33 protein-coding genes and 1 riboswitch are annotated in these 22,600 nt (G+C 41.8%); of the genes, 6 read left to right on the top strand and 27 right to left on the bottom strand.

The annotated features are described in order from the left end of the window. From WD019_RS19060 to WD019_RS18995, 14 genes are all read right to left on the bottom strand, one after another. On the bottom strand, window positions 1–180 hold a 180-nt coding region (locus tag WD019_RS19060; protein WP_425712506.1), incomplete at its 3' end, for a hypothetical protein. Then, entirely contained in the window at window positions 170–496 is a 327-nt protein-coding gene (locus WD019_RS19055) for a hypothetical protein (protein WP_425712505.1), read from the bottom strand. The genes WD019_RS19055 and WD019_RS19060, both read right to left, overlap by 11 nt. A 209-nt stretch (window positions 497–705) precedes the next feature. Then, window positions 706–1,563 (bottom strand): hypothetical protein, encoded by an 858-nt coding sequence (locus WD019_RS19050; RefSeq protein WP_425712504.1) that lies wholly within the window; start codon window positions 1,561–1,563, stop codon window positions 706–708. Between the two features lie 95 nt (window positions 1,564–1,658). Further along, the gene (locus WD019_RS19045) at window positions 1,659–1,847 is read right to left on the bottom strand and encodes a hypothetical protein (protein ID WP_425712503.1); all 189 of its coding nucleotides are present in this window, start codon (window positions 1,845–1,847) and stop codon (window positions 1,659–1,661) included. Between the two features lie 85 nt (window positions 1,848–1,932). Continuing rightward, window positions 1,933–2,139 (bottom strand): hypothetical protein, encoded by a 207-nt coding sequence (locus tag WD019_RS19040; RefSeq protein ID WP_425712502.1) that lies wholly within the window; start codon window positions 2,137–2,139, stop codon window positions 1,933–1,935. A 200-nt stretch (window positions 2,140–2,339) separates the two neighbouring features. Continuing rightward, the gene (locus WD019_RS19035) at window positions 2,340–2,663 is read right to left on the bottom strand and encodes a cysteine-rich VLP protein (RefSeq protein ID WP_425712501.1); all 324 of its coding nucleotides are present in this window, start codon (window positions 2,661–2,663) and stop codon (window positions 2,340–2,342) included. Continuing rightward, entirely contained in the window at window positions 2,650–2,886 is a 237-nt protein-coding gene (locus WD019_RS19030; protein WP_425712500.1) for a hypothetical protein, read from the bottom strand. Before WD019_RS19030 ends, WD019_RS19035 begins: the two co-directional genes overlap by 14 nt. Window positions 2,887–2,935: 49 nt before the next feature. Then, entirely contained in the window at window positions 2,936–3,148 is a 213-nt protein-coding gene (locus WD019_RS19025) for a helix-turn-helix transcriptional regulator (RefSeq protein ID WP_425712499.1), read from the bottom strand. An 83-nt stretch (window positions 3,149–3,231) separates the two neighbouring features. Then, the gene (locus WD019_RS19020; protein WP_425712498.1) at window positions 3,232–3,780 is read right to left on the bottom strand and encodes a hypothetical protein; all 549 of its coding nucleotides are present in this window, start codon (window positions 3,778–3,780) and stop codon (window positions 3,232–3,234) included. A gap of 31 nt (window positions 3,781–3,811) precedes the next feature. Continuing rightward, the gene (locus WD019_RS19015) at window positions 3,812–3,985 is read right to left on the bottom strand and encodes a DUF5659 domain-containing protein (protein WP_425712497.1); all 174 of its coding nucleotides are present in this window, start codon (window positions 3,983–3,985) and stop codon (window positions 3,812–3,814) included. A gap of 13 nt (window positions 3,986–3,998) precedes the next feature. Continuing rightward, the gene (locus WD019_RS19010; protein WP_425712496.1) at window positions 3,999–5,198 is read right to left on the bottom strand and encodes a hypothetical protein; all 1,200 of its coding nucleotides are present in this window, start codon (window positions 5,196–5,198) and stop codon (window positions 3,999–4,001) included. A 512-nt stretch (window positions 5,199–5,710) separates the two neighbouring features. Continuing rightward, window positions 5,711–5,989 carry a hypothetical protein gene (locus tag WD019_RS19005; RefSeq protein WP_425712495.1) on the bottom strand — a complete coding sequence of 93 codons (279 nt, stop codon included), beginning with the start codon at window positions 5,987–5,989 and terminating at the stop codon, window positions 5,711–5,713. Then, a complete protein-coding gene (locus WD019_RS19000; RefSeq protein WP_425712494.1) occupies window positions 5,979–6,134 on the bottom strand; it encodes a hypothetical protein in 156 nt (51 codons plus the stop codon). Before WD019_RS19000 ends, WD019_RS19005 begins: the two co-directional genes overlap by 11 nt. Continuing rightward, window positions 6,131–6,529: a hypothetical protein gene (locus WD019_RS18995; RefSeq protein WP_425712493.1), complete on the bottom strand. Its 399-nt coding sequence runs from the start codon at window positions 6,527–6,529 to the stop codon at window positions 6,131–6,133. Before WD019_RS18995 ends, WD019_RS19000 begins: the two co-directional genes overlap by 4 nt. A 137-nt stretch (window positions 6,530–6,666) precedes the next feature. Between WD019_RS18995 and WD019_RS18990 the strand changes: the two genes are divergently transcribed. Then, the gene (locus tag WD019_RS18990) at window positions 6,667–6,876 is read left to right on the top strand and encodes a helix-turn-helix domain-containing protein (protein WP_425712492.1); all 210 of its coding nucleotides are present in this window, start codon (window positions 6,667–6,669) and stop codon (window positions 6,874–6,876) included. A 177-nt stretch (window positions 6,877–7,053) separates the two neighbouring features. Here WD019_RS18990 and WD019_RS18985 read toward each other — a convergent pair whose 3' ends face one another. Then, window positions 7,054–7,656, bottom strand: a complete 603-nt coding sequence (locus WD019_RS18985; RefSeq protein ID WP_425712491.1) for a replication-relaxation family protein — start codon at window positions 7,654–7,656, stop codon at window positions 7,054–7,056. Beyond that, entirely contained in the window at window positions 7,640–8,818 is a 1,179-nt protein-coding gene (locus tag WD019_RS18980; RefSeq protein ID WP_425712490.1) for an FtsK/SpoIIIE domain-containing protein, read from the bottom strand. The genes WD019_RS18985 and WD019_RS18980 overlap by 17 nt, the downstream gene beginning before the upstream one ends. Window positions 8,819–9,142: 324 nt before the next feature. Here WD019_RS18980 and WD019_RS18975 point away from each other — a divergent pair, with 324 nt between their 5' ends. After that, a complete protein-coding gene (locus WD019_RS18975; protein ID WP_425712489.1) occupies window positions 9,143–9,373 on the top strand; it encodes a helix-turn-helix domain-containing protein in 231 nt (76 codons plus the stop codon). Window positions 9,374–9,397: 24 nt separating this feature from the next. On the opposite strand, the gene WD019_RS18970 is transcribed toward WD019_RS18975, so the two are convergent. Continuing rightward, window positions 9,398–9,865, bottom strand: coding sequence for a hypothetical protein (locus tag WD019_RS18970; RefSeq protein ID WP_425712488.1), 468 nt, complete (start codon window positions 9,863–9,865; stop codon window positions 9,398–9,400). A gap of 128 nt (window positions 9,866–9,993) precedes the next feature. Between WD019_RS18970 and WD019_RS18965 the strand changes: the two genes are divergently transcribed. Further along, entirely contained in the window at window positions 9,994–10,539 is a 546-nt protein-coding gene (locus tag WD019_RS18965; protein ID WP_425712487.1) for a tyrosine-type recombinase/integrase, read from the top strand. A gap of 720 nt (window positions 10,540–11,259) precedes the next feature. Here the strand turns inward: WD019_RS18965 and WD019_RS18960 are convergent. The 3 genes from WD019_RS18960 to WD019_RS18950 all read right to left on the bottom strand — a co-directional run bounded on the left by WD019_RS18960 (window position 11,260) and on the right by WD019_RS18950 (window position 15,105). After that, a complete protein-coding gene (locus WD019_RS18960; RefSeq protein WP_425712486.1) occupies window positions 11,260–12,240 on the bottom strand; it encodes a tyrosine-type recombinase/integrase in 981 nt (326 codons plus the stop codon). A gap of 571 nt (window positions 12,241–12,811) precedes the next feature. Further along, on the bottom strand, window positions 12,812–14,230 hold the full coding sequence (locus WD019_RS18955) for a Na+/H+ antiporter NhaC family protein (protein WP_026678386.1): 1,419 nt from the start codon (window positions 14,228–14,230) through the stop codon (window positions 12,812–12,814). A gap of 251 nt (window positions 14,231–14,481) precedes the next feature. Next, complete coding sequence (locus tag WD019_RS18950; protein ID WP_425712485.1) at window positions 14,482–15,105, bottom strand: LysE family translocator; 624 nt, start codon at window positions 15,103–15,105, stop codon at window positions 14,482–14,484. Between the two features lie 103 nt (window positions 15,106–15,208). On the opposite strand from WD019_RS18950, the gene WD019_RS18945 reads away from it, so the two are divergent. Beyond that, window positions 15,209–15,949: an alpha/beta hydrolase gene (locus WD019_RS18945; RefSeq protein ID WP_026678388.1), complete on the top strand. Its 741-nt coding sequence runs from the start codon at window positions 15,209–15,211 to the stop codon at window positions 15,947–15,949. Window positions 15,950–15,990: 41 nt separating this feature from the next. Here WD019_RS18945 and WD019_RS18940 read toward each other — a convergent pair whose 3' ends face one another. From WD019_RS18940 to WD019_RS18925, 4 genes are read right to left on the bottom strand one after another with little or no spacing between them, the layout of a single operon-like run. Beyond that, window positions 15,991–16,887 carry a LiaF transmembrane domain-containing protein gene (locus tag WD019_RS18940; protein ID WP_425712484.1) on the bottom strand — a complete coding sequence of 299 codons (897 nt, stop codon included), beginning with the start codon at window positions 16,885–16,887 and terminating at the stop codon, window positions 15,991–15,993. Next, complete coding sequence (locus WD019_RS18935) at window positions 16,884–17,957, bottom strand: hypothetical protein (protein ID WP_425712483.1); 1,074 nt, start codon at window positions 17,955–17,957, stop codon at window positions 16,884–16,886. The genes WD019_RS18940 and WD019_RS18935 overlap by 4 nt, the downstream gene beginning before the upstream one ends. Then, window positions 17,954–18,394: an anti-sigma factor family protein gene (locus WD019_RS18930; protein WP_425712482.1), complete on the bottom strand. Its 441-nt coding sequence runs from the start codon at window positions 18,392–18,394 to the stop codon at window positions 17,954–17,956. The genes WD019_RS18935 and WD019_RS18930 overlap by 4 nt, the downstream gene beginning before the upstream one ends. Then, window positions 18,391–18,933, bottom strand: coding sequence for an RNA polymerase sigma factor (locus WD019_RS18925; RefSeq protein ID WP_425712481.1), 543 nt, complete (start codon window positions 18,931–18,933; stop codon window positions 18,391–18,393). The genes WD019_RS18930 and WD019_RS18925 overlap by 4 nt, the downstream gene beginning before the upstream one ends. Window positions 18,934–19,271: 338 nt before the next feature. Between WD019_RS18925 and WD019_RS18920 the strand changes: the two genes are divergently transcribed. Further along, the gene (locus WD019_RS18920) at window positions 19,272–19,733 is read left to right on the top strand and encodes a hypothetical protein (RefSeq protein ID WP_425712480.1); all 462 of its coding nucleotides are present in this window, start codon (window positions 19,272–19,274) and stop codon (window positions 19,731–19,733) included. A gap of 128 nt (window positions 19,734–19,861) precedes the next feature. Here WD019_RS18920 and WD019_RS18915 read toward each other — a convergent pair whose 3' ends face one another. Further along, window positions 19,862–20,458, bottom strand: coding sequence for a YdcF family protein (locus WD019_RS18915; RefSeq protein WP_425712479.1), 597 nt, complete (start codon window positions 20,456–20,458; stop codon window positions 19,862–19,864). 190 nt (window positions 20,459–20,648) lie between these two features. On the opposite strand from WD019_RS18915, the gene WD019_RS18910 reads away from it, so the two are divergent. Next, window positions 20,649–21,044, top strand: a complete 396-nt coding sequence (locus tag WD019_RS18910; protein WP_425712478.1) for a spore germination protein — start codon at window positions 20,649–20,651, stop codon at window positions 21,042–21,044. Between the two features lie 41 nt (window positions 21,045–21,085). Here WD019_RS18910 and WD019_RS18905 read toward each other — a convergent pair whose 3' ends face one another. Together WD019_RS18905 and WD019_RS18900 are read right to left on the bottom strand one after the other, a co-directional pair. Further along, window positions 21,086–21,550 (bottom strand): hypothetical protein, encoded by a 465-nt coding sequence (locus tag WD019_RS18905; protein WP_425712477.1) that lies wholly within the window; start codon window positions 21,548–21,550, stop codon window positions 21,086–21,088. Window positions 21,551–21,573: 23 nt separating this feature from the next. Next, window positions 21,574–21,656: riboswitch (cyclic di-GMP riboswitch) on the bottom strand. A gap of 114 nt (window positions 21,657–21,770) precedes the next feature. Next, a complete protein-coding gene (locus WD019_RS18900; RefSeq protein ID WP_425712476.1) occupies window positions 21,771–22,325 on the bottom strand; it encodes a histidine phosphatase family protein in 555 nt (184 codons plus the stop codon). Window positions 22,326–22,600 lie beyond the last annotated feature (275 nt).

Below are 22,600 nucleotides of genomic sequence, written 5' to 3'. Positions count from 1 at the left end.
TTTTTTGGCGGACGAGAACGCTAAACCAACGCCCGCCGCAGCCGTTGTTACTAACCCGAGGTGTTTAACCACTTCGGAAGACGCGGTTTTCATCTTATTTAAACTTCGAGTGGCATTACGCATTCCACTCGAAAACCCCGCGTCGTTTAAACGCAGGGCCGCTGTTAAATTAAACGCCATTTATACCCCTCCTCTCTATTGAAGAAATTAGTTTTACGATTACTGAGATTAACCGCAAAAGTCGTCTAGTTTGCTTTTGTGTCGGTTTGCCATCATCACGTAATGATCGATTAAATTGTTTTAAAAATTTAACGACATTAACGCCTAATAGCTTCAGTTCCGCGTCGTCTTGTCGGCTTTTAAAGTCGTTGCCTATTTCGGATAATTCGTCTAATTCCGCTATACAATCGTTGTAGGCGCGTTTACCAGCTAAAATGTCTTTTACGATAAAAAGCAACTCACCAAAACGGTTAGCTTTTGTTGCGTAGTAATTCATCTCCTCACCTCCGTCCGTTTCCGACATAAATAAAAAAAGCGACCTTTTGGCCACCTTCATTTAAACTTCGTATTTTGCTCCGCGTTGTGCATTATTAAAGAACGTCAAGTCAAGCGGACTTTTGAAACGTCTACCTAGTTTAAATCGACTCCTGTTACCCTTTGTACCACGGTGTCATCCTTAACTCTCATTACTCATTACCTCCCCCTTTAAATTTCTCCTTTAGCTACTTTGTCAGCCATAATCTTTTCTATATTGCTGAACATTAAATTTACATTATTCAGCTTTTCACTAAACACCTTTTCCTCTTCTAGTTCCGGATCAACATAGTCCGTTGGTCTATGCTCCTGATTTTCTTCCATTGCAAAAAACTCGTCTGTTTTATCAATGAAATTACCGTATTTAGCACCAAACGTACTAACCGCAGCGTTAACCGCTAAATCACCGGCAAATAGGCGGTTTTCACTAATTGCATACTCGGCGTACTCTAATGCTTCCTTCGCTTCTTTTACTTCCGGACTTTCAAATTCGGATTGAAGTTTTTCGTACATATCAAATAAACGCATTTTGAATTGTGCAGCTTGCGGACCGGCGGAAGATACGATTGTACCAACAACCTCGCTAAATTCATCCCGTACCTTTTCTGCAAAGTATCCGTGTTTGATGTCGGCAACAAACTCACGTAATTTCTGTTCAGCGCGATCCGCCCTCGGAGTAAGAAACAATTCGGTCTTTAACTGCTTAAATCTTTTTTCGAATTGTTCGATTTCCTCGGAAGACGGTTTCTTAATGGGCTGTTTTAAGATTTTCTCGGCGGCCTTTTTTGCTTTCGTTAATTCACTCAAGTATTGTTGTTTTCTTTGATGGAATTTTTTAAGTGCTTCAATACCTTTTACATCCTTTAATTCAGATTTTTTCGCAATTTTACCTGACCTTGTTAAATGCTCATCAAATTCGATTTCCTTTGAAAGATTATCCATTTCTTTTTGCAATTCACGCAAAAATGCAGTAGAAGATTGCTTGATCTCCTGTGCTTTATCAAGATAATATCGAGCTGTCTTTTTCATGAAAAAATCTCTCCTTTTAATTGTTTTAACGAATACAACTCATTTCAATTGCTTCCATTAAATACTTGTAATTGATTGGCACCCTAAACACCCCCTTAATAAAAGTGATAGGCACTTTCGATTGGAATAACCGCATTTAGTCCGGTATCATCTAACACGCGGTCAATTTCGTTTTTGCGGCACCACTCGAACGCTTCCTGTAACGAATAACGACGCGACGTCGAATCCTTTAGCTTCCAAAATCTCGCGAATTGGTGTAACACTTCGCCCGTTAACTCGTCCACTATCGTTACGACGACGTTTGTTCCGTCGTCTTTTTCGCTTACGAACGGAACTATAATTACCGTTTGATTTTAGTTCATCCATCTATTAACCTACCTTCTTTCTTCGTTTTGATCGGAAATCTAGCCAAAGTCGTGGGATCTGCTGATTGATATGACGTATGGCCCAATCCGAGCCAAAGGTAAACAATCGTGTTTCTTTGTTGTCTTTTACCTTTGCGACGATAACCTTTTCGCCGGGATAATCACGCCCGGGAACGCAAAGCATGACTTGTAATCTATCTTTCTTTTTCATTTGACATCGACCCCTAATAAACGTTTTAGAATGCAGTTTTTGAGGTTTAAAGGTAAATACCTTAACCCCTTACTTTTTGCACTTTTTCAACACCTGAAAACCGCGTCATTCCTGGCTTTTTAAAATCCTAAAGCGTCACGTCTCTGCCTATCTCGATATTCCTTATTTCGTTTGTTTCGCCTTATCCGTGTTTGTTCTTCCTAACACGCCCCGCAAAATTTTTGACGATTACTTGTGCGCTTATACGGCTTACCGCATTCCTCGCAAAGATGCCCGGGTGCCTCCTGCTGTTTGACAACTACTCCAAACAGTTCCCGGTACTCCATTTCAAGCTTCGGATCTACAGGCAAAACCGAACGCAAAAAATACGGGCATACATTCCCGGTACCTTCACTATCGTAAGTTAAAAGACAACAACCTCCTGGCGCAATAAAACATCCATTCTGACCGTTAAAGTTAGCGCACGAGTCTCGGGCCAGTCGTTTTATTCGTGATTTTACCGATTGGAGTTTACGTTGGTTCATGTCGTTTAATCTCCTGCTCCAATTGTGTCAGCACGTCGCCAACAAATTGCCGTATGGTTTCCTTCGAAATATCGTAATTTTTTCTCGGCGAAAACATTTTGCAAAGCGTTATCGTTAGGCGCTCTCGATATTTTTTCCTACTTTCCTCGCTACCCTTTACGTAATTCTCGATCACCGTGCTTTCGACGATATATTGCGCGGCATCGGAAAAAAATTCATCCATTTTTATTGACTCCCCCTTTTTTTCATGTTATTGTTATAATGGATATTTATTAACAATTCCTGAAATGTTCAAAAAAAAGAAGAAACTCATCTGATAAACTCGCCTCAATTCGTACTAATTTGGCGCGGATATAGTCTGTAATGTCTCGTTGTCCTTTTTCGATTGCACAGATAGTCGATGTCGCCACGCCAATCCGTCTCGCAAACTTCTCTTGCGACTCACCTAAAAAATAACGAATCGCCTTCGCTTTCATTGCGTCCATTTCTATAACCTCCTTTTTATTTCGTTTTACCGCTAAAAAATACCGGGCTTTCGCCCCTCTCACATATACCTTTTTGTCGCCATTTAAAATTCCTCTCCCTCATCGCCGTTATAGTTAACTATTTTTATCCCTTTCTTACGGTTACCCTTACCGTAAATGCCGTTCTTTGCTTCGATATAATCCATCGCGGCAGTTCCAGTTGGTTTTTCGAATTTCCAACCGACTTTTAACATCGAATACCCCTGAATCCAAAACGGATACTCTAACCACCATAAATAATCGTCCTCTAACCGATGCTTTCTCGGTTTTTTAACCGGATTAAGCAACTCTTTCCGCGCCCGTTGTTCGCGTCGTTGCATCGTTTTTATTCCGGTCTTGCATTCGTCCGAGCAAGTCTTTTTAGTATTACGCTTACTCTCATCTCGCCAGTAGTAACCGCAATAATCACACCGTTTAATGCGCTTGTCGGTCTGATCGTGTAATTCTCCCTTTAAAAGACGGTCGATAACCGGTAGTGCTGCTGTGCGTGTTAATCCTTCCGTGTATTGACGGACAAATTCGATCGCCCCTGCTCCTGGGTCTTTGTAGGTGGTTTCGGTCGCTTTAGGTTCGGATGTTTTAGTCGCATGCATAAGTTGTTCCCCTCCGTTTAGTTTTTGTTTTTCAGTTGCCAGCTTGGGACAGTTTCGCCAGTTCTGCAGTCAGTTCCGGTGTATCCTCGAAAATAAAAACAACCTCTCCATGAAATTTGCGTGACGGCTCGACGTCAACAATTCTAAAACCGTGCGCCAGTAAATATCTTGCAACACGCATACTTAAAATACATTTTTGTTTCACTCCTTGTCCCTCCTTAAATTTCGTAATTAGCCCACGCCTTCAATAATGAACGCATACGGGATGAAGGCAAATAAAGTTTGATCGGTTCGCCGTTTCGGATTCTCGACCGCCATATCCATTGAAGTAGGTCGGACACCGCGAGAAGATCCTCGTTTACTGTCACACCATTGTCTTGAAAAAACGGTTTTTCAAATGCCGGGTTCATGAATCGATTGTAAGCATAAATAAGGACGGATCTGTCAGCGTAGTCATTAGTCGCACGCATATTCATCGGTATAAACCCTTTTGTATAACCTTTTCCTTGTAAAAATGGCTTTACTGATTGCAAAGTCGTCCATAAAACATCTTTTGTCTTAGCATTAGCAACTCTTCGAACATACGACGTAATACTTTTTTGAATTTCTTGTAACTCTTCCGCCTCTTTTCGATCAAGCCAACGCGATGAAAAAGCTGTTCTTCCTTCGCCGTGTCGATTGTGGTCACCCTCATATAAGTCAATTAGCGCAAATAACTCTTTTCTATTGTCTGCAAAACGATCATACTCAACTAACTCGCCGTCTTTAATACTGTTTAACTGGTATTCTATATTGTAAAGATCAAAATAATAACGTTGTATCTGAGCGTCGAATAAATAAGTCATTACATACACATTATCGAAAGTTCTGAAAATCCTGGGCGGGAATGCCCATATTAGAAAACGGTCGCGATGATAAAAAAGGTTGCCAGCTTTTGCTAATAGCTTGATGTCATCAAAACGTCCGTATTCATATTCGACTGCTGGAGCTATCCACTCAACACGGTTATCTATAATTTTGATATACCCTTTTTCGAGCAACAACCGCATATCTGACGGAGAAACCGAGGCTTTCTCAATGACGTCCATTACCTCATCGAGAATTAACGTATAATTCGATGACTCTAGTAATTCGATTAACTCGTCATCTGCCATTTCGAAAAGTGCGTGAGTGGCGGCGATGTTTTCGCCATTTTCAATTTGTTTTTTAAGACTGGTTAACTTACGACCGCCTTCGGCTGCATTAGTCGGTTGTACGAATTTTCTACTTTTCACCGTTTTAATGACGCGCTCTACCTCTGAAAGGAAAGGCGCTATATAGATGAATTTTTCGTCTAACGGTGTATTTTCGATCTTATTTAACGCCCATGTCGTCTTACCTGCGCCCATGACTGCGTCAATTACTTGAACTTTTTCCATCGGTTTCTCTCCCCTTCACCAATCAATTCCGAGTATATATGTCGGAAATAACCCTTAACACCGTACACTTTTTCGTATATCCCCTATAAGGAAATCGCAGAAAAACCTTGATATATCAACGGTTTCAGACGACGGCGTGCACTTTTGTTGTGCACATCGATTGTCTGAGCGAGATAACGGGCTAGCGCCCGGCCTTCCTCATTTCATTCGTCGGCAATATGTATTTACCGCGATAATCATTTCATAGTACATAATCGCGAAAATGTAATGATATGTGCCGGACCGATAGGGACGGAATGTTTTATCTTTTCTTCATTTTACCACGTAATTCCGAATTAGCGCACATGTGTTCACGTTAATAAATAAGGCCAGCGTCTTCCTAAACGGTCCTACACCCAACCTTAACGATTGCCGTCGGTAAGCCTCGATTCAGGATCGCGCGCTGTTAAACGGTAGCGGATGCGCCCTTGCCCAAAGGACGCACCTACTGTCGTAAACCTTGCGATATTTCGTTACACTAACTCGTACTCAGCCAAACCGCAGAACCGACTTACAAAATCGATCGCACTCATTCCTCGTAAATGTGATACCGCGTCAGAAAAATCGCTAACGCCATTACGGAAAATGAAGCCCCATTCACCGCTGTCATCGTATACGTTACCTTCGCGGTGTTTTACAGTGACGACCGAAAACTGGTCGCCGTCTTTCACTACCGCTAACGAACCGTCTACTAATACCGCATCCAATAATTCCACTTCGTATCCTAAATCGTAACGAACTTTAATTTCCATATTCTTGCGCCTCCAATTTTAATTTTTGATTGTACGTGGCCAAACGTTTTAAACGGTTCCTGCGACGCTCGCCTAACGGTTGTGCTTGTACCTCTCGGTACTTGCGGAAAAAGTAAGCTATGCGTTGTTCGATTGGCTTCGTCATTTCTTCGCGCCTCCCATTAAATCGAAATCGACGTCAGCCCAGCCAAACTTCGGATAAAGTACCGTTGTTAACAGTTCCCAACCGGTCATACCTGCGAGCCAGTCGTAAAGTTTAGCCGCCTTCTCTTGCGTTAATTTATCGCGCCAACGGTCTTTTAACGTGATACCTGCCGTTCCGTCAGATACGACGAATTTTTCTTTCGTGTTTGGCCACGTTACCTTTACGAGTGCAACGTCGCCGTTCTCCGTTTGATAAATTGCGTGTGTGTAGCCGATGGTAAAGCCGTTTTGGATTTTGTATGGCTCGTCACCTTCGTCCCAGTCATTAAGTGGAAAATAAATTTGAACAGGTTCGATGAAACGTGGTCCTCCCCCATCTATCGGTTCTAATGACATTTGCTTGTCCTCCTTTTGACTACATTTTGTTGTCAACTTCTTGAACTTAGTATACATCCGACTACATAATTTAGTCAACTACTTTTTGTAGTCATTTTGAAAATTTTTTGTTATATTATTTTTAGGGAGGTGTTCAATTGAAAGTAGTACGATCAAATTTAAAACCTTTACTTGATAAAGAAGGGATTTCTATTCGTCAACTCGCGGAGAGAACAGGACTGCAATTCGAAACACTCAGAAGGATGTACAATGACGAAACAAAACAATACAATAAAGAAATGCTCGCAAAAGTTTGCGAAGAATTAAATATCGAAATAGATGAATTGTTAATTCTTGAAGACGAATAAAAAAACGCCCCAATTAAAGGGCGTCTTTCTTTTGCGTTTTAACCTCGTCAATCCATCGCAAGAACTCCGCATTATTCCTTATTTCTCGATTAAGTCTTACTATATTCCTCCCGGCCTTTACCGCCCCTAACGCACAATACACCGCCCCAGCGACGAAAATAAACGGTAACATGCCGATCACCCGACCTTCTGCATTAGTTCCGCGACACTGGCACTTTGAAGAACTCGGAATGGCTGCGGTTCAATTTCGTATTTATACGGGCTGACGATCCACACATTAGGAAAATACCGTTTGTCTTTTGGCTGCCAGCTTGCGTCTTTCCATAGTTCCGAGTCGAAATAATCGCGATACCTTTTTATTTTTGCGTCCATAACCTTTTTTGAGTACACGTTACGCTGGATTTCGATGTAGAACGGCGCGCCCTGCCATATCATAAACGCGTCGGGTTCGGACGTCCCTTTGGCGCCTAGCTTCGGCTCAACGATAAACTGTTTAGGTTCCGCGTATTTACGCAGCTCTTTGTAAAACTCAACGATCGCAAGGAAATGTTCGGTCTTTGCGCTTCCCTTCTTAATCGGGCGCGGCGAAGGGAAGTAAAGATACGGTATCCTTTGCGTATCTACTTCTACATATCCGTCACGGCGTAGGCGTTTTAAGACGGTATTACATGCGGTTACCGGCTGCTTAAGGTTAGCGAAATGTAAATCGATAATGTCATCGCGGGACATAACCCGAAACCGTTGTAAGTCATCTAAAATCGCTTTATCTCGCTGTCTCATTGTCCTCGTCCTCCAATACGTTAAAGATCGGCAGTTCTTGTTGTTCGGGTTGTTTACGCACGGGCGCGTTATCTTCTATTAGTTGCGAAGTCTTAAACGGTTCTAGCAATTTCTTTGCGCGGTCTGATTCGAGTAAAACGCCTTGCAAACACTCGGTCGCCTCGAGTTTAAGATAAAACCGTCCTTTTTCCGTCACCTTAATATCGGCGGCTTCTTTACTCCCTAACGCAATATTCGAATTGATACGGTCAGACGCGCGGAAAGCCATTCGAACCACCAAATTGTTTTTGAGCCTACCGCTGATTACTTCGCGATCCGCCCGTTGCATGGAAAGCACCAGATACACGCCAAGCGCCCGGCCGATTGCCGCAATTTCATCGATTATCGCCATCGAATCAGCTTCGTCCTTTATCATCGATACCTCATCGATTACCAATACGATATACGGCTCCTTTTGACCGCCTATTTTCTCGTTATACTCCGCGATATGGTGCAGTTCGTTGTCTGCGAGTAACTTACCCCGGCGTCTCATTTCGGCTTGTAGGCGCTTCAAAACTTCGTACAAGTCGCCTGGGTCCGTTATAATGTCGCCTTTTACCGCGCCAACTCGTTTAAACAAGAACAACTCCGATTGCTTCAAGTCGCACAAATACAACTGCAACTCATCGGCCGTTTTCGCCTGAATCAACGCGGTCAAAATGGCTCTAAGTTGCGTCGACTTACCGCTGCCGGTTTCACCGGAAATTAAAAGGTGCGGGTGTTCTGTCATGTCGTACGTTACGAGTTCACCGCGGCCATTAACGCCGGCCAGTATTGGCACCCGCTTGTTACCGAACGCTTCGCTTATTTGTGCAAAGTCATAACGGTAGTTCGATGATTGCTTGCGGTCATAAACGTTAAGTACGAATTTTTTATTATTGCGTTCGAGTTCGATTGCCATGCCGTATTTGTTCTCGAATAGCCATCGCTTTTTTTCAATGTCAGCCGGGTTCATGCCGAGCGGGACGGTAAAGACGTACTCTACTCGCCCAGGTAACGGCCTTATCGAATGGATTTTCGGGAAGATACGTATTTCGTCCTTGCCGATTTTCTTTTTAAGGTAAATCTGCCCTGCGCGAAATGTTTTTACCAGCTCAATGCGCAAAAATAATCGATGCAGCACTCGTAATCACCGCCTATAAATTATAAAATTCTAAAAATTCAGCCCCCTGGGCCGCCCTGCTGTCCAGCGCTCTCGCTCCCCTCCCTTCGCTCGCGCGCTTTAAACAATTTCAGTTTTCCTTTAATATCGGCTTTTTTATCACGACTATTTTGATAACAATATCAAGGTTACTAACGTGTTTACAAATCAAGTAATTATTACGATTTCTACCACGATACATACCTATGCAAGACTGCTTGTCTAACTTTCACAATTTCTTGTGATAGGTTTGTATATTTTTGCGAAAGAGGGACAAGACTGTTAACGACGAATAATATAAACGAGGTGTTTAACGTGTTTAGTTTTAAAAAGAGGACGAAACTAGGACGGTTTTTAGATCGGAATGGGGTAACGCAAGAGGAATTAGTAAAACAATCGAAGGTTAGTCGTAACACCATAAGTAAACTGTGTTCAGACGATGAGTACACGCCGAATGTATCGACAATGAGGAAAATACTTAACGCAATACGGAAGATCGATCCGAAAGTAAAATCGGATGATTTTTGGGGTATGTAAAAAGCGCCCTTATAAAGAAGGCGCTCATTTTAATTTAGATTTTAACTCTTTCAGGAATTCTTCAGCGTTATCGAGTATCTCATCTTTTCCCATATAGTAAAAAGTCTGCATAAAGGCTGTATCATTTCTCAAATCTATGTGAATATTATCAACTTGATTTTTAAATTTAATATAAATTCCTTCTAAATCGTATGTATATTTTTTATCTATTGGAGGTGTATTATAAATTTCTTCGATAGTTAAAATGTCTTTAATTTGCAATGTTTTAATATTTAAATTAACCGGATAATTCATTTCTGAATTTCGTTCAAGACATTCGATTGAAGCTACTTCTAATCGATTTTCAGCAAGTATCATTAACTTAGTGCTATAAATGTCTTCTACCCCTGGTATCTCCATTATTCTACAATTTTCACCGTAGTTTTGTTTAATAATTTTACTAAAATTACTAAGGTGACCCGTTTGCGTCCTTAATCGTTCAAATACACTCATATGTTTACCTCCTTTTCCTGTTACACCTTAAATTTACACTATTTTCGAAATATTTACAATTGAATTCTAACCTATTATAATGGATGTAATAAACTATTTTAAACGTTACACTCAAGGAGGGCGTTACGATGTCAAATACGGTAGAACCTATTCGCGGTAAAAAAGACCGTGAGCGTATGAAAGAGGCGTTACACGGCCGTGATCGTTTACTTTTTACATTAGGCGTTTCAATCGGTTTACGAATTAGCGATCTACTCGAATTAAAGATCGGTGATGTTCGCGGACAGACTTCGGTTAAGGTACGAGAAAAGAAAACGAAAAAGGTTCGCGAGATCCACTTAAACAAGACGATGCAAAAGGAACTGGCGTCACTTACCGGACCAGACGACGAGTACATATTTAAGTCGCGCCAGGGCGGAAACAAACCGATTAGTCGCGTACAGGCTTACCGTATATTAAACGACGCAGCAAAACGAGCTGGAATTGCGGATAAAATCGGACCGATCGGTACGCATACATTACGCAAAACTTTCGGTTACATCATGTACCAGAACGGAACGGACATTACGCGGTTAATGAAAATACTATCGCATAGCTCACCGGAAATAACGTTAGATTATATCGGAATTACTCGCGAAGAAATAATCGAGGCATACGAGGCAGTCGAGGTTTAATCGGCTGTCTTTTTTATAGCATATAAATTTAAGATTAATGGTACAATGTGGTATAATATGATTATAAAGTTATTCTTTTTGCTGGGCTAAAGGCCTCGCGGACCAACCAATCTCAGCGACTATAACTAGGATGGGAGTGTTGCTTATGAAAACACTACTGAACATGTTACATGCAATAGAGTTAAATCTATTCTTCCTAACCTTCGTTTTCTGTAAGCCAAGTATCGAAATCTTAGCTGAGTGGTCTAGCAAAGCGAATAATGTTTCCAAGACGCATAATAAGCGTCTTTTTTTATTTACCCCGGGATATAAAAATTATTGTGCGGAAGTTGTATACACCTGATTCGGCCAGTGGCGAGGGTGGCCTTGGGGGGTTTCGCGTTTATGTATATTGTATTCATTTGACTGCATAACAAACGTAACATAATGATCTTTTGTTACATCGAACAAACAAAAGAAACGTTGATATAACAACGATCATCGACGTTTAGTTATCGTTTGATTAACGAGTAACTTTATGCAATCGAAGAACGTTATCGTATCAACGTTTACCAATTCGTTACATTCCATTACGAATGTATAAGATCCTGCATATATCCGGCGAAGGGTGAGGTTCCCGGGTGCCGTCTCCGCCGGGAGCGGCTTGTTGATGATATGCGTAGTATTGTGCAATAAACGGTGAGTATCGCTTTATACGTTAACTTACGTTAAGTAAGTACATTAAAGCTTTAAGTAGTCTATTTGATCCACCTTCTTATACTGACTCATAACGTCATCGTCCGAATAGTTTAGGTATACCTGCGTGGTCGATATATCCGAGTGCCCCATAATGCGTGCTAATGTACGAATATCCCCGCCATTCTTAAGGAACCGTACCGCGAATGTATGACGTAAGTTATGCGGACTAAACCGGCACTCACCTTTTAATCCAGCGTCATTCCCATATTTATTCATCCTCTTACGAATTAAGTCCTCGTTCAACGGTTCTCCTACGTTATTTACAAAAACCGTTTTAATACCTGGACCGAAGTACTCCTGCGTTTCTTTTATTAGCTGCCGTAACTCCACCGCAACTTTAGGCGATAACGGTACGGCGCGATTCTTGCGATTCTTATTCTTGGAACCCGGTAGCATAATAACGTTATTATCGAAGTCTACATCGTCTATTTCTAACGCATTAATTTCATTGATTCGTAGTCCGCATTTCAACATCGTTAGCATAGCACAATAATCGCGATAGCCAGCGAATGATCCTTTATCTATTTGCGCAAACAGTCGCTTAAGTTGTTCCTCGGTTAACGCACCAACCTTTTGTTCATCCGTTTTAAGTTTACGGATCGGTTTAACCGGGTTATCCTCAATAATTCCCTCTGACTCCAAACGATTAAATATCGCTCTTATTGCATTCATTCGAATATTAACGGTTACTGGCGATAGTCCTCTTTTTCTTAAAAGAACGTTAATGTACTTCCGAAAGTCATCCGTAATTACATCGCTGATGTATCTGCGATTATCGATGATTTGGAAAAATTCCGTCCAGTACTTACCGTAGTCATTAATCGTCCTATTACGGTAACCTTCCGCAGAATAAATGTTTAACACCCTCTCTAGAGCGCCGTTGACCGTGATTTTAGTTTCGTAAAATACATCTTCCGCTTCGACATTTCTTCGTTTAACTACTGGCCGTCTAATTGTCGGCAAAATAAAAACCTCCTACGCAATAATTTTGCGCGGAGGTATATGTACGCGTTACTTGTACTTAATCGCAGACGTGAAACCTGCGTTGTTTACTTTTCCGATTTTCGTTGCTTCGCGTCTATGGCCTAACGTTAAGCATAACGTTTAAACCGTGTCATATCAACGTTTATAAGCGGTTAGCCTGCGTAAAATTTATCGAACGCGGTACCGGAAACCGCCGCTCTATCCAGCTGAGCTACGAGCGCTTGAATTTTTATCGAAAAAAGAGACGGCGTTAAAACACCATCTGACGCAATAACTATTATACGACAAAATCCACATCATTTCAATCAAAAAATGATCACTTCTCCCCTCCGGCAAAGAGAACATATTCTTTACTAATGAAAAATACATTTTACCGCTTTTACCATTCCTTTTAGGGCGCCCACAAAAAGCAGCGATAGGGCTTCGGAAAGCGCAAATTCGCGAAGGTTAACAGGTTCGTTATACTTTTTCATACCATTCTCCTTTCGAAAAGCGGACTTTATGTTCAGTATATCGCTAAATCAATGGTTCGTGAACCAGATTCAGTCTATTATTTAAGGAAAAATGCAGCGAGTCCGTAGGCAACCGTTGCGATTGCGGCCGCAACGAGCCCGGCTTTCAGTTTATAGTTGGCATAGGAAATGACTTCTAAATCGAGAATCCCGGCCATTGTGTTTGTATCATCGCTTAGCGGAGACGAAAATGAACCGAAGCCGCCGCTTGCAAAGACGGCCCCGATGACAAGCGGAAGCGGCGCTCCTGAAACGTGTGCCAATGAGACGCCAAGCGGCATCAATATCCCCCAGGTGCCGAGCGAAGAACCGATAAAATAAGAAATGGCCGCCCCGAGCAAAAATAAAACCGGCGGAACGAAAGCGGTCGGAATCCAGCTGACATGATGGGAAACAAAATCCGCAAAGCCGAGTTCATTCGTCACTAATGATAATGCCCAGATCACTGACAGCAACATAATGACATTCATCAATTCATTGCCGCCGTTCACAAACTCTTTAAGAAGTTTATCCAGCTTAAACTTCTGGCACATAAAAAAGATAAACGATAAAATGATGGTGCTAATTAAAGCGACAAGCATTTCATCAAGGACATCCGCTTTAACAAACGCTTTAAAGCCATGAAAACCTTTCGCATGCCCGCTGTACCACGTTAAAAACAGCGTCAACCCGATAACGAGAATAAGCGGGATTAGAAGATTCAATGGTTTTTCCGGTAAATCTTTTGCAACGACCGGATGGCAATCTTCCCACCCTTTCGCTTCTGCTTGCTTCATATTTTGCGGGTCTTCATTTTTCTCCACTTTCTTTTTGGAATGATGAAAAAAGCTTAAATAGAGCCCAACGAGTATGATGGCAAATGAAAAAAAGTTAAAAGGAATGCTTTTTATATACAACATATAAGGGTCCGCTTGTATATGTTGATAAGAAAGCGACTGTTTAATGACCGATGTCATATACCCGACAAACGCCGTCGCGATCGGAATAAGCGAGATGACATTCGTTCCGGTCAAATCAATGATGAAGCCTAACTCTTTGCCGCTCATTTTGATTTTATCCAGCAATGCCCGCATAATCGGCCCTACGGTAACCATCCTGAAACTTGGCGCACTAAATGTGCCGAGTGTGGACAGCCACGTAATAATGAGCGTGCCACGCTTTGTTTTAATACGGTCGCTAACCCATCTTACAAATCCTTTGATCCCGCCTGTATGTTTCATGATGCCAACGAGTGCGGTAAAAAGGTATAAAAACATCGCTACTTTAAGGTTAATTTGATCGGAGAGCGCTTTGACAATATGGTCGACAACCGCATGGATGCCACCGACCGGACTCGGATGAAGCAAATAACCGCCCGCAATTAAACCTAAAGTTAACGAAGTCAATACACGTTTTGTAAAAATCACTAGCAGAATCACAACAATAAAAGGAATTAAAGAAACCCAATGCCCGCTCATTATCATCACCCTTTTAGATCACTTCATAAAATCTGTTCATAGCATGTAGCAAATCGGGGAAATTATGCCTATTTTCGAGCGGAAAAAGAGGCTTGATTCACGGCGTTATTTTCTAAATATACGATTTTATTTTCCAAAATTCATTTTTTATTTTCCGAAACTTGTCATTTATTTTCCAAAAAGCAAATTTTATTTTCCAAAACTTAAAATTTATTTTCCGAAACCCCCATTTTATTTTCCAAAGCCCTGATTTATTTACTCATTAACGCCAGACGGACTCCGATGATTGAGAAAATAGATGCTTTCGCATAGTTGATGGCACGGGCTACCTCTGGCTTTTCCAGGAGACTCCGGCCAAAGCTGCCCGAAAATAATGCGATGAAAGAAAATATAACAATCGTTTGCGCCATAAACAGAAGTCCGAGCACAATCATCTGGCTAACGGGGCTGCCAGCGTCCGGCGTGACGAATTGCGGAAGAAACGCCAGGAAGAAGAGCGATACTTTCGGATTTAATACATTCATGAATATGCCCCTCCGGTACAATGCGGGAAGGCTTTGTTTTTTCACCTTTTCAGCTTTCGGCGGCTTTCTTCCTTCGCGAAGAGACTGCCATGCCATATAGAGCAAATAGAATGCGCCAATGTATTTGATTATTTGAAAGGCAACATTAGAATGATACAAAATGGCGGAAATTCCGAGTGCAGCGGCCGTCGTATGGACCGTAATCCCCGAACACAGGCCAAGAGCTGTCGCAAGCCCCGCTTTTTTCCCATAAGAGACGCTTTGCATGACAACAAAAAGGTTGTCTGGCCCTGGCGCAATCGTCAACAGCATCGATACTCCGAGAAATGAAAGAATTGTAGAAAGATCCATATTCCTCTCTCCTTTATGCAATTTTCAATCTATTCTAAATTAATCTTCTCCTATATACAACAAAAAAAGAAATGATAAGATAACAGCAAAGGAGGTAAAAATCATGAAGATCATTTCTCCAAAGCCGTTTACATATAGAGGCGGGAATAAAGCCGTTCTTTTGCTGCACGGGTTTACGGGCAGTACGATCGATGTCAAAATGTTAGGGAACTATTTGCACGAGCGCGGGTTTACGTGCCATGCGCCTTTATATAAAGGGCATGGATCGGGGCCGGACGAGCTCATTCAAACTGGTCCGGATGAATGGTGGCAGGACGCGCTTGACGGCTATCATTTTCTTGAAGCTGAAGGGTTTTCGGACATTGCCGTGGCAGGCGTTTCTTTAGGAGGAGTATTCTCTTTAAAAATCGGCGCGGAATTGCCGGTAAAGGGCATTGTTTCGATGTGCGCCCCTATTCAAGAAAAAAGCCTGGACGACTTATATTTGCGTGTACTGAATTATGCGAAGCAATATAAGAAAATAGAAGGAAAGGATGATGAACAAATCCGGGCTGAACTGGAGGAATTGAAACAGCGGCCAATGCCTTCCTTAAAACATCTCCAGCAACTGATTGTTCATACGCGAGAAAAACTCGCATCCATTTCCTCACCCATTTTTGTGTTGCAAGGTTGTCTGGATGAATCGTTATATCAAGAAAGTGCCCGTATCCTTTATAATCATGTCCATTCGGAAATCAAGCAATTGAAGTGGTATGAACAATCCGGGCATATCATTACGTTAGGCAAAGAACGGGAGAAAGTATGTAAAGATGTATATGCCTTCTTGCAATCGTTAAATTGGTGAAGCCGCATTTTCACTTAGAAAAATGCGGCTCCCTTAAGTTGTTACTTTCGAATAGAAAGTTCGTCGCTACTCGTAATGGAAAGGGTCGGCTCATCCTTCCCAGTGCCGTACGTCCCTTTGTACATCGGCGATCGATCTCCATCCCCCGCCATTTTTTCCTTATTGATCCAATTTAACTCTTTTGGAAGGGCGCTATACGTTTCGGCTTTAATGTTCATCTTCGCTTTTTCATCCAATCTTACAGCGACATGGCCGGCATCCTCGATGCGCCAGTCGTTTTCCAATTGATTTGGATAGACAGCTATTCCCTGGTGGTCCCCGCGAACGTCAAGGTTCACATTTTTCGGGACGATCATCGTCGGATTGATCCTCGTTTCTTGTTGAAACATTCCCGTTTTAACCGGCGGATTTTTGACAATGACGTATAGCGTATTGCCGGCCGTTTTTGCCGTTACATAGTCTTTTGCAGCTTGGATCTCCTGTTGTTCCCCGAAATACGTGCCGAACAGTTGTATATCATTCGCTGAAGAACTTTCGATATTCACGTGCTGGTCCACTTCAAGGACAACGTTTTTCACCGATCCGTCAATCTCCTTTTTAAACGCTGGCAACTCATACGTTTTATACTCTGTTTTGATTGATTTTTTCAGTTCATCAATAAACCCTGTCGATTGAAGAAAGGTCATCCCGATTCCAATTGTGCCGATGACAGCGACAAAAAAGATGCTTAAAAAATCATACGTAATCAATGCATTTTCTTCTTTCTTTAAAAAATAATAGATGAGCATTTCCAGACCAAGAATAATTAAAATAGCCGGCCACCAGACGACAAACACATTATACGTCCAATCCTTATTAAATTGGGACAGAAGCAAAATGCTGCCGAGGAATACAAGGGAAAGCCCCATTGAGATCGTTCCGACACGCCATTTCCTCATTGTTCACGCCCCTCCTTCTTTTCTTTACTGCCAAATAGCAGTTTCAGTCCGCCTGCGATAATTAAAAAAGAAACAATGGTCGTTTGAAAATAGACGTCATAGAACATTTGAACATCGACGTGAAGGAAAGCCTGGAGCTTCGGCCCAAATACCGGCATGACGACATGGTCAAACAGGTAAAACACTCCGAGCACGATCAGGACAATGCCGATCCATTTTTGATGATTGGAAAAATAAGCAATAAGCGGCGCATCCTCGAGCGGTTCCTTCCCATGTTTAGTCGCCTTTTGCAAGCAATCGAAAAAACTGAAAAACCAGAGCAACGGAATAAGGAACAAAAAGACCGGCAAATGCAATACGTCTAAAATATAGATGGCGAGCAAGAAGGAAGCCATTAGTTGAAACCCGCGCCTTTGCAGCCCTAAATACATATGGCCGGCACCTGGAAAGATCGCAAGCAAGGTCGCTATCGTTTTGCTCTTCTTCCCTTCTTCCCGTTTTTCTTCAAAGTCTTCCAGGATCGTCCGGTCAAAAAGCACTTCCCCACGCTGTTTTTTATTTAACTGCTGGACGACATCATAAAAGCTGTAAATCCAAACAATTGGCAAAACGCCGAGAAAAACAAGAAACCCGCCTTCATTGGAGATAACAGCAACAAAGAGAATCATGACGATAAGTCCGAAAAAGCCAATCATAAACGTCAACCCGCGGTTCATTAAGCCTAAATGAAAGTGGCCTAACCCCGGCACAAAGCCAAACAACATCGTCTGCGAACGTTCGGATGGATCGGCACTGCCAGGCTGCCCGTCCGTTGATCCCGAAATCGAGATCCCTTTTAAAAGGGTGACAATTATATCGAGCATGTTAACGAGCCAGATGGCTGCTACCAGGAATACCATAAGCAAAATGGGCCCATCATCCGCATGTATCACGAAAAGAAAAAAAACCAAAGCCAAACAGCCAAAAAAACTGATGCTATACAAAGCTCCTCTTCCTTTTTTGTTTAAATAAAAATGGCCGACTCCGGGGAAGAACGCCAGGAGAAATGCCGCCAACGGATGCCGATTCATTTATGATCTCCTCCTTTGTTTTTTTGAATATTGATAAAATCAAGCAAGTGAAGGGTTTTGTCCATCATATTTTCGCTAAATGAACCGTTATTCTTTTCCACTTGCTTTTCTTGCATTGAATTTACGTAAGATGCAAGGTGGGCAAAAAACCCTGAAGATGTAAGCATTAGCGTAATTGAAGCTGCAATCCCATAATGAATGAGCGTTCGGTAGGAAGATGATTTCTTTCGTACGGCTTGCCTTTGCACAGCAGGCGCTTGAAGCTCCTCCTCACCCATGTAAGTCGGCATTTCATCCGTCTGCGAATCAAGAGCCCTCATATAGTTCTCAAGGCAATCATCGCACGTATACAGGTGGGACTCATATTCTACGCGCATCTTCTCAGGTAATTGATTACGAATATACGCTTGCCATTCATGCTCTGTATAATGGTTCACTTAAAATCCTCCTCCTTCCAATGCTTCTTCATCCAGCTCCTTCCCCGGTGAAGTTTCATTTTCACATTTGCTACTTCAAGATTCAGATCGCTAGCGATTTCTTTATAGCTTTTTTCCTCTATGTAAAATGCATAGATGACATCGCGATAATTGCCCGGCATTTCTTTAAGGCGCCTGTGCACCGCTTCTTTCGTTTCTTTATGTAATAACGGAAGTTCGACGAGTTTGCCAGAAGATGCATGTTGCTTCAATGCCTCATCATCCATGCTGTCCTCTTTTCTTCTTGCGATCTTCCTTTTCCAATCGATGGAATGATTAACAGCAATTCTCGTGATCCACGTTTTTAGCCCCTTTCCATTGTACCGGGGGAGAGCGCCGTAAATTTTCATTAACACTTCCTGCAGAACGTCTTCCGCATCTTTTTCGTTTCGAAGCACTGAATAAATGGCCCGAAATAGGTAGTTGCGATAGTGCTTCGTAAACTCGTCAAATGCCTTCTCATCCCCTTGAAGCAACTGTTTGACAAACTGTTCCTCCAAATCGCTCTCACCCCCTTGTTCTTGCGAATCCCGCTTTTCATACTATTGACGAAATGAGCGTGAACAACTACTACACTATTTTTAAAAAAAGTTACAAAAAGTAATATACAAGTTACATCGTATATCCTCATCTTTCCAATCGGCTGGCGAATTTCTATAGTAAGAAAAACTTAAGTAAAAATACTAATATACTGTGATACGATAGAAAAGGAAAAAGAAGAGGATCCCTATCATATACATAAAACAAGCAGAGAAACATTTTAATTTCTTGCAATAGTGAAACATTTCCCTTTTGAAATTCGTTAATAGTATAAAACCACTTTTATAAGGGTGAGGATATGGGTAAAAAATTGATGGTCATTTTAATGTTTGCTTTAGTCATTTCGTTAGTTAGCCCGTTTTCTATGAAAACGGCGGAAGCCTCAAGAAAGTCCCCTAAAATCGGCAATGTTGAAACGCTTTCGTATAAAATGTCCGCTTCGATTATTAAAAGGGAAATACATAGTTCGAAAGTGACGAAGGCTGCCGCCAAAAAACTAAGTACGAATTTAGCTTCCGGTGTATCGGTTTATGCAAAAAACGTTCTACATGGCGGATTCATTTCGATCAGCACGAAAACGCTCTCTACTATTATCGGTTTACGATCGGAATCTCAAATTCAAAAACTAAAAGGCTATTTATCTTTGATTAAAAAGAAAAAGGTAAAAGGAATTAAAATAAAAGTGAAATACCGCTATTCAAAAATGGCCGGATCAAAAGGCTGGTTCCCGAGCGGTAAAGCGGTTTTATCCACTTATTAAAACGCTATAGCGCCCTTTCGTATTAAGGCGGGGTGCTGCCCGTATTTTTCAAGATAGCCCTCTCATAAGGGCTATCTCTTTTTATGCAAAAAAAATTTAACAGCATGAATGGCCAATACAATCAGCTGTCAAATCTCCACTTCTTCATCTCTTATAATCCCTTGCCGGGAGTATTTCGCCAATGCTTCAACTTCATGAAGGACGGCTTTTTCTTCGTCAGGGTTTTCCCACCAGTTATTTTTTGATGTCCGGTCTGCCTCACACATCGAATATTCAATCCAGGAAGGCATGTAAGTTTGCAGAGTAAGCAGGCACCTGCGCATATGCGAAGGAGAGCTTACGATTAAAATCCGCTTAATTTTCTCCAACCCGATTTTACGCTCCAAAACGAGCAGCGAGGCCAGCACATTTTCCGTTGTATTTGCCGATTCTGTTTCTAAAAGCAGGGCCTCATCTGGAACCCCCAATTTCAGCAGCTTTTCGCGCATCCACTCGGCTTCTGATTGCTCATTCTTCCCCCAGCGAATGCCCGAACCTGTTAACATAATATAAGGGGCTCTCTTGTTATGGTAGAGTTCAGCCGCTTTTACAACGCGACGAGTCGCTTTCCCGCCAAATACAAAGATGCAGTCCCCCGCTTTTCCGTCATCGCCTTTTGTGCCAAAAACAAGATTGGTGATTTGTTCGCGTGATAACAGCTCCGGCTGAATTTCAGAAAGCAACATACATAACACCACCTTGTACATCTTACTATTATCATTATATGAACAACTGTGAAAAATGCTTTACTTATCTCCAAACAGACTTTGATTAGGCGTACAGGAACTTCACCTTTTTGTCATTTTAGAATAAAAATATAGAAACGGACAAGTTTGGTTACTAACCTATTACGATATTTTGAGAGGAGATTTTTGATTGCCTGATTTTAAAAAAGGTCTTATTCAGATTAATGATTTAGCGGATGGGACGGTCAATTTTGGCAATGTGGAATGCGTTTCACCGAATCACGCCGAAAAACACTATGCAGGCGCCGGGTCTAGCAACAGGGGGGAAGGAATTCAAACCATTTCTTACTACAGCACAACAACGACGATTCAAAATGGCGGAACCACGACCACAACAACGGTTAACCCGGATAAGACCATCACGATAACAACTACAAATCCAAATGGGGCTACAACGACCACGACCGTTAATCCGGATGGATCCGTCTCGACTACGACAACAAACCCGACTTCTGAAAAAAAGAAGGCCGCATCTAAGCGGCCATCGAAAACAAAACGCAACAACTCCCAATTACGAAAAAAGTAGAAAAGAAGGTTTAGCCTCCTTTTCTACTTTTTTCAAATGAGTTATTTATTAAATTCGTTCTCGATTACACTATCAATATCTTTCTTCGCCTGATCTAATTGGGCGTTGGCATCTTTTTTCAAGTCGTTCTTTTTATCCGTGATCGCTTGTCTTTGGGCCTTTTCTGCCTGCGCTTTTTTCTCTGCATAATATTTGTCTAGTTGTTGTTTGTTGTTTTCCTTTAATTGGTCTTTATAATCAGAGACCGATTTTTTTGCGTCTTCGTTTAAATTATTCACATCTTCTCTAAGTTGGCGAATAACAGAATCTTTCTTGTCATTCGTTTCTTTTTCGAGATCGGGAAAAACGAGACTCATAATTTTATTGTACAACCCGGTGAACGATCCTTGATATGCTGCATAAGCTACAGTTCCGCCAATGGCTGAAAAAGTGATTGAGCCAGCGAGTATGTACGGTAATGCTTTTCTACCAGACTTTTTTACAATTTTCTCTCTCTTTTCTTGCATAAAAAATACCCCTTTCTTTACTAACGAAAGCGGTCGGTTGCGCTACTCGCTCGACCAATCCTAAGCGCCCACATACAGAATTGGCTTCATCACTCCCACATATCATTACAGATCATACAATATTTTTCTTAGATAGTAAATACTTAAATCGGTCAATTTTTGTCTATTTTTTTGGAATAATGATAAAAAAGAAGACTGCAATAGGTGCAGTCTTCGCTTTTTAGGAGATCCATATTCTCTCCACGGCGGCCAATGACTTCCCCGAGAATGTTAATTGATAAATATCCGGCATTTTCAGCGATTTCCAGAATGCAAAATCATACTGCGGGTCAAAATAATTCATAATCAGCACCATGAGATTCCCGTGCGTGCCGAGAACGATGTTTTTCCCTTCATACGTGCGGAGAATCTTCAATATTGCCGCGATTCCCCTTTTTTGGGCAACCATGTTCGATTCTCCGCCCTCAAAGCAAAATTCAGGGTCTGCCCACACTTTGCGAATCGCTGTTTGAAAGTCGCTAACCGGCTCTTTTGACAACTTCCTTTCCCTTAATCCGGGCTCGATTTGAATTTTCAAGTGAAAGTGGTCGGCCACCCCTTTAATCGTTTGAATCGCACGTTTATAAGGGCTTGAAATGGCGACCTCTATATTTTTTGATTTTAAGAATTCAGCTACTCTTTTGGCATCGAGAAGCCCTTTGTCTGATAGCGGGCGTTCGAGTTCGTCCGGCGTATAAACGGAATGGGCATGGCGGACAAAAAATAGATTGGTCATATGAACCCCCTTTCTTCTAGATTTTCACCTGTTAAAAAGATAAGAAGCAGGATCAAACTTCCCTAGCGGATGCTATTTTCATGGCATTTGGACAATAAACAGTCGATTTTCGACAATAAATAGATACTATCGGACAATAAACGGTAGTGTCAATAATTTTGTGTAAATCAATTTACAAGTAGAGTATGGAATTGTCTTTTTTGATTTTTCTTGTGTTCTAGTTATAGATTGAATATTCAGTCACGTGAGGGGCGGAGGAGCCCCTCATGTGACTC

Source organism: Fictibacillus sp. Mic-4 (assembly GCF_049843615.1).
GTDB classification, from domain to species: Bacteria; Bacillota; Bacilli; order Bacillales; family Fictibacillaceae; genus Fictibacillus_A; species Fictibacillus_A gelatini.
This window is presented reverse-complemented; position numbering and strand designations above follow the sequence as displayed.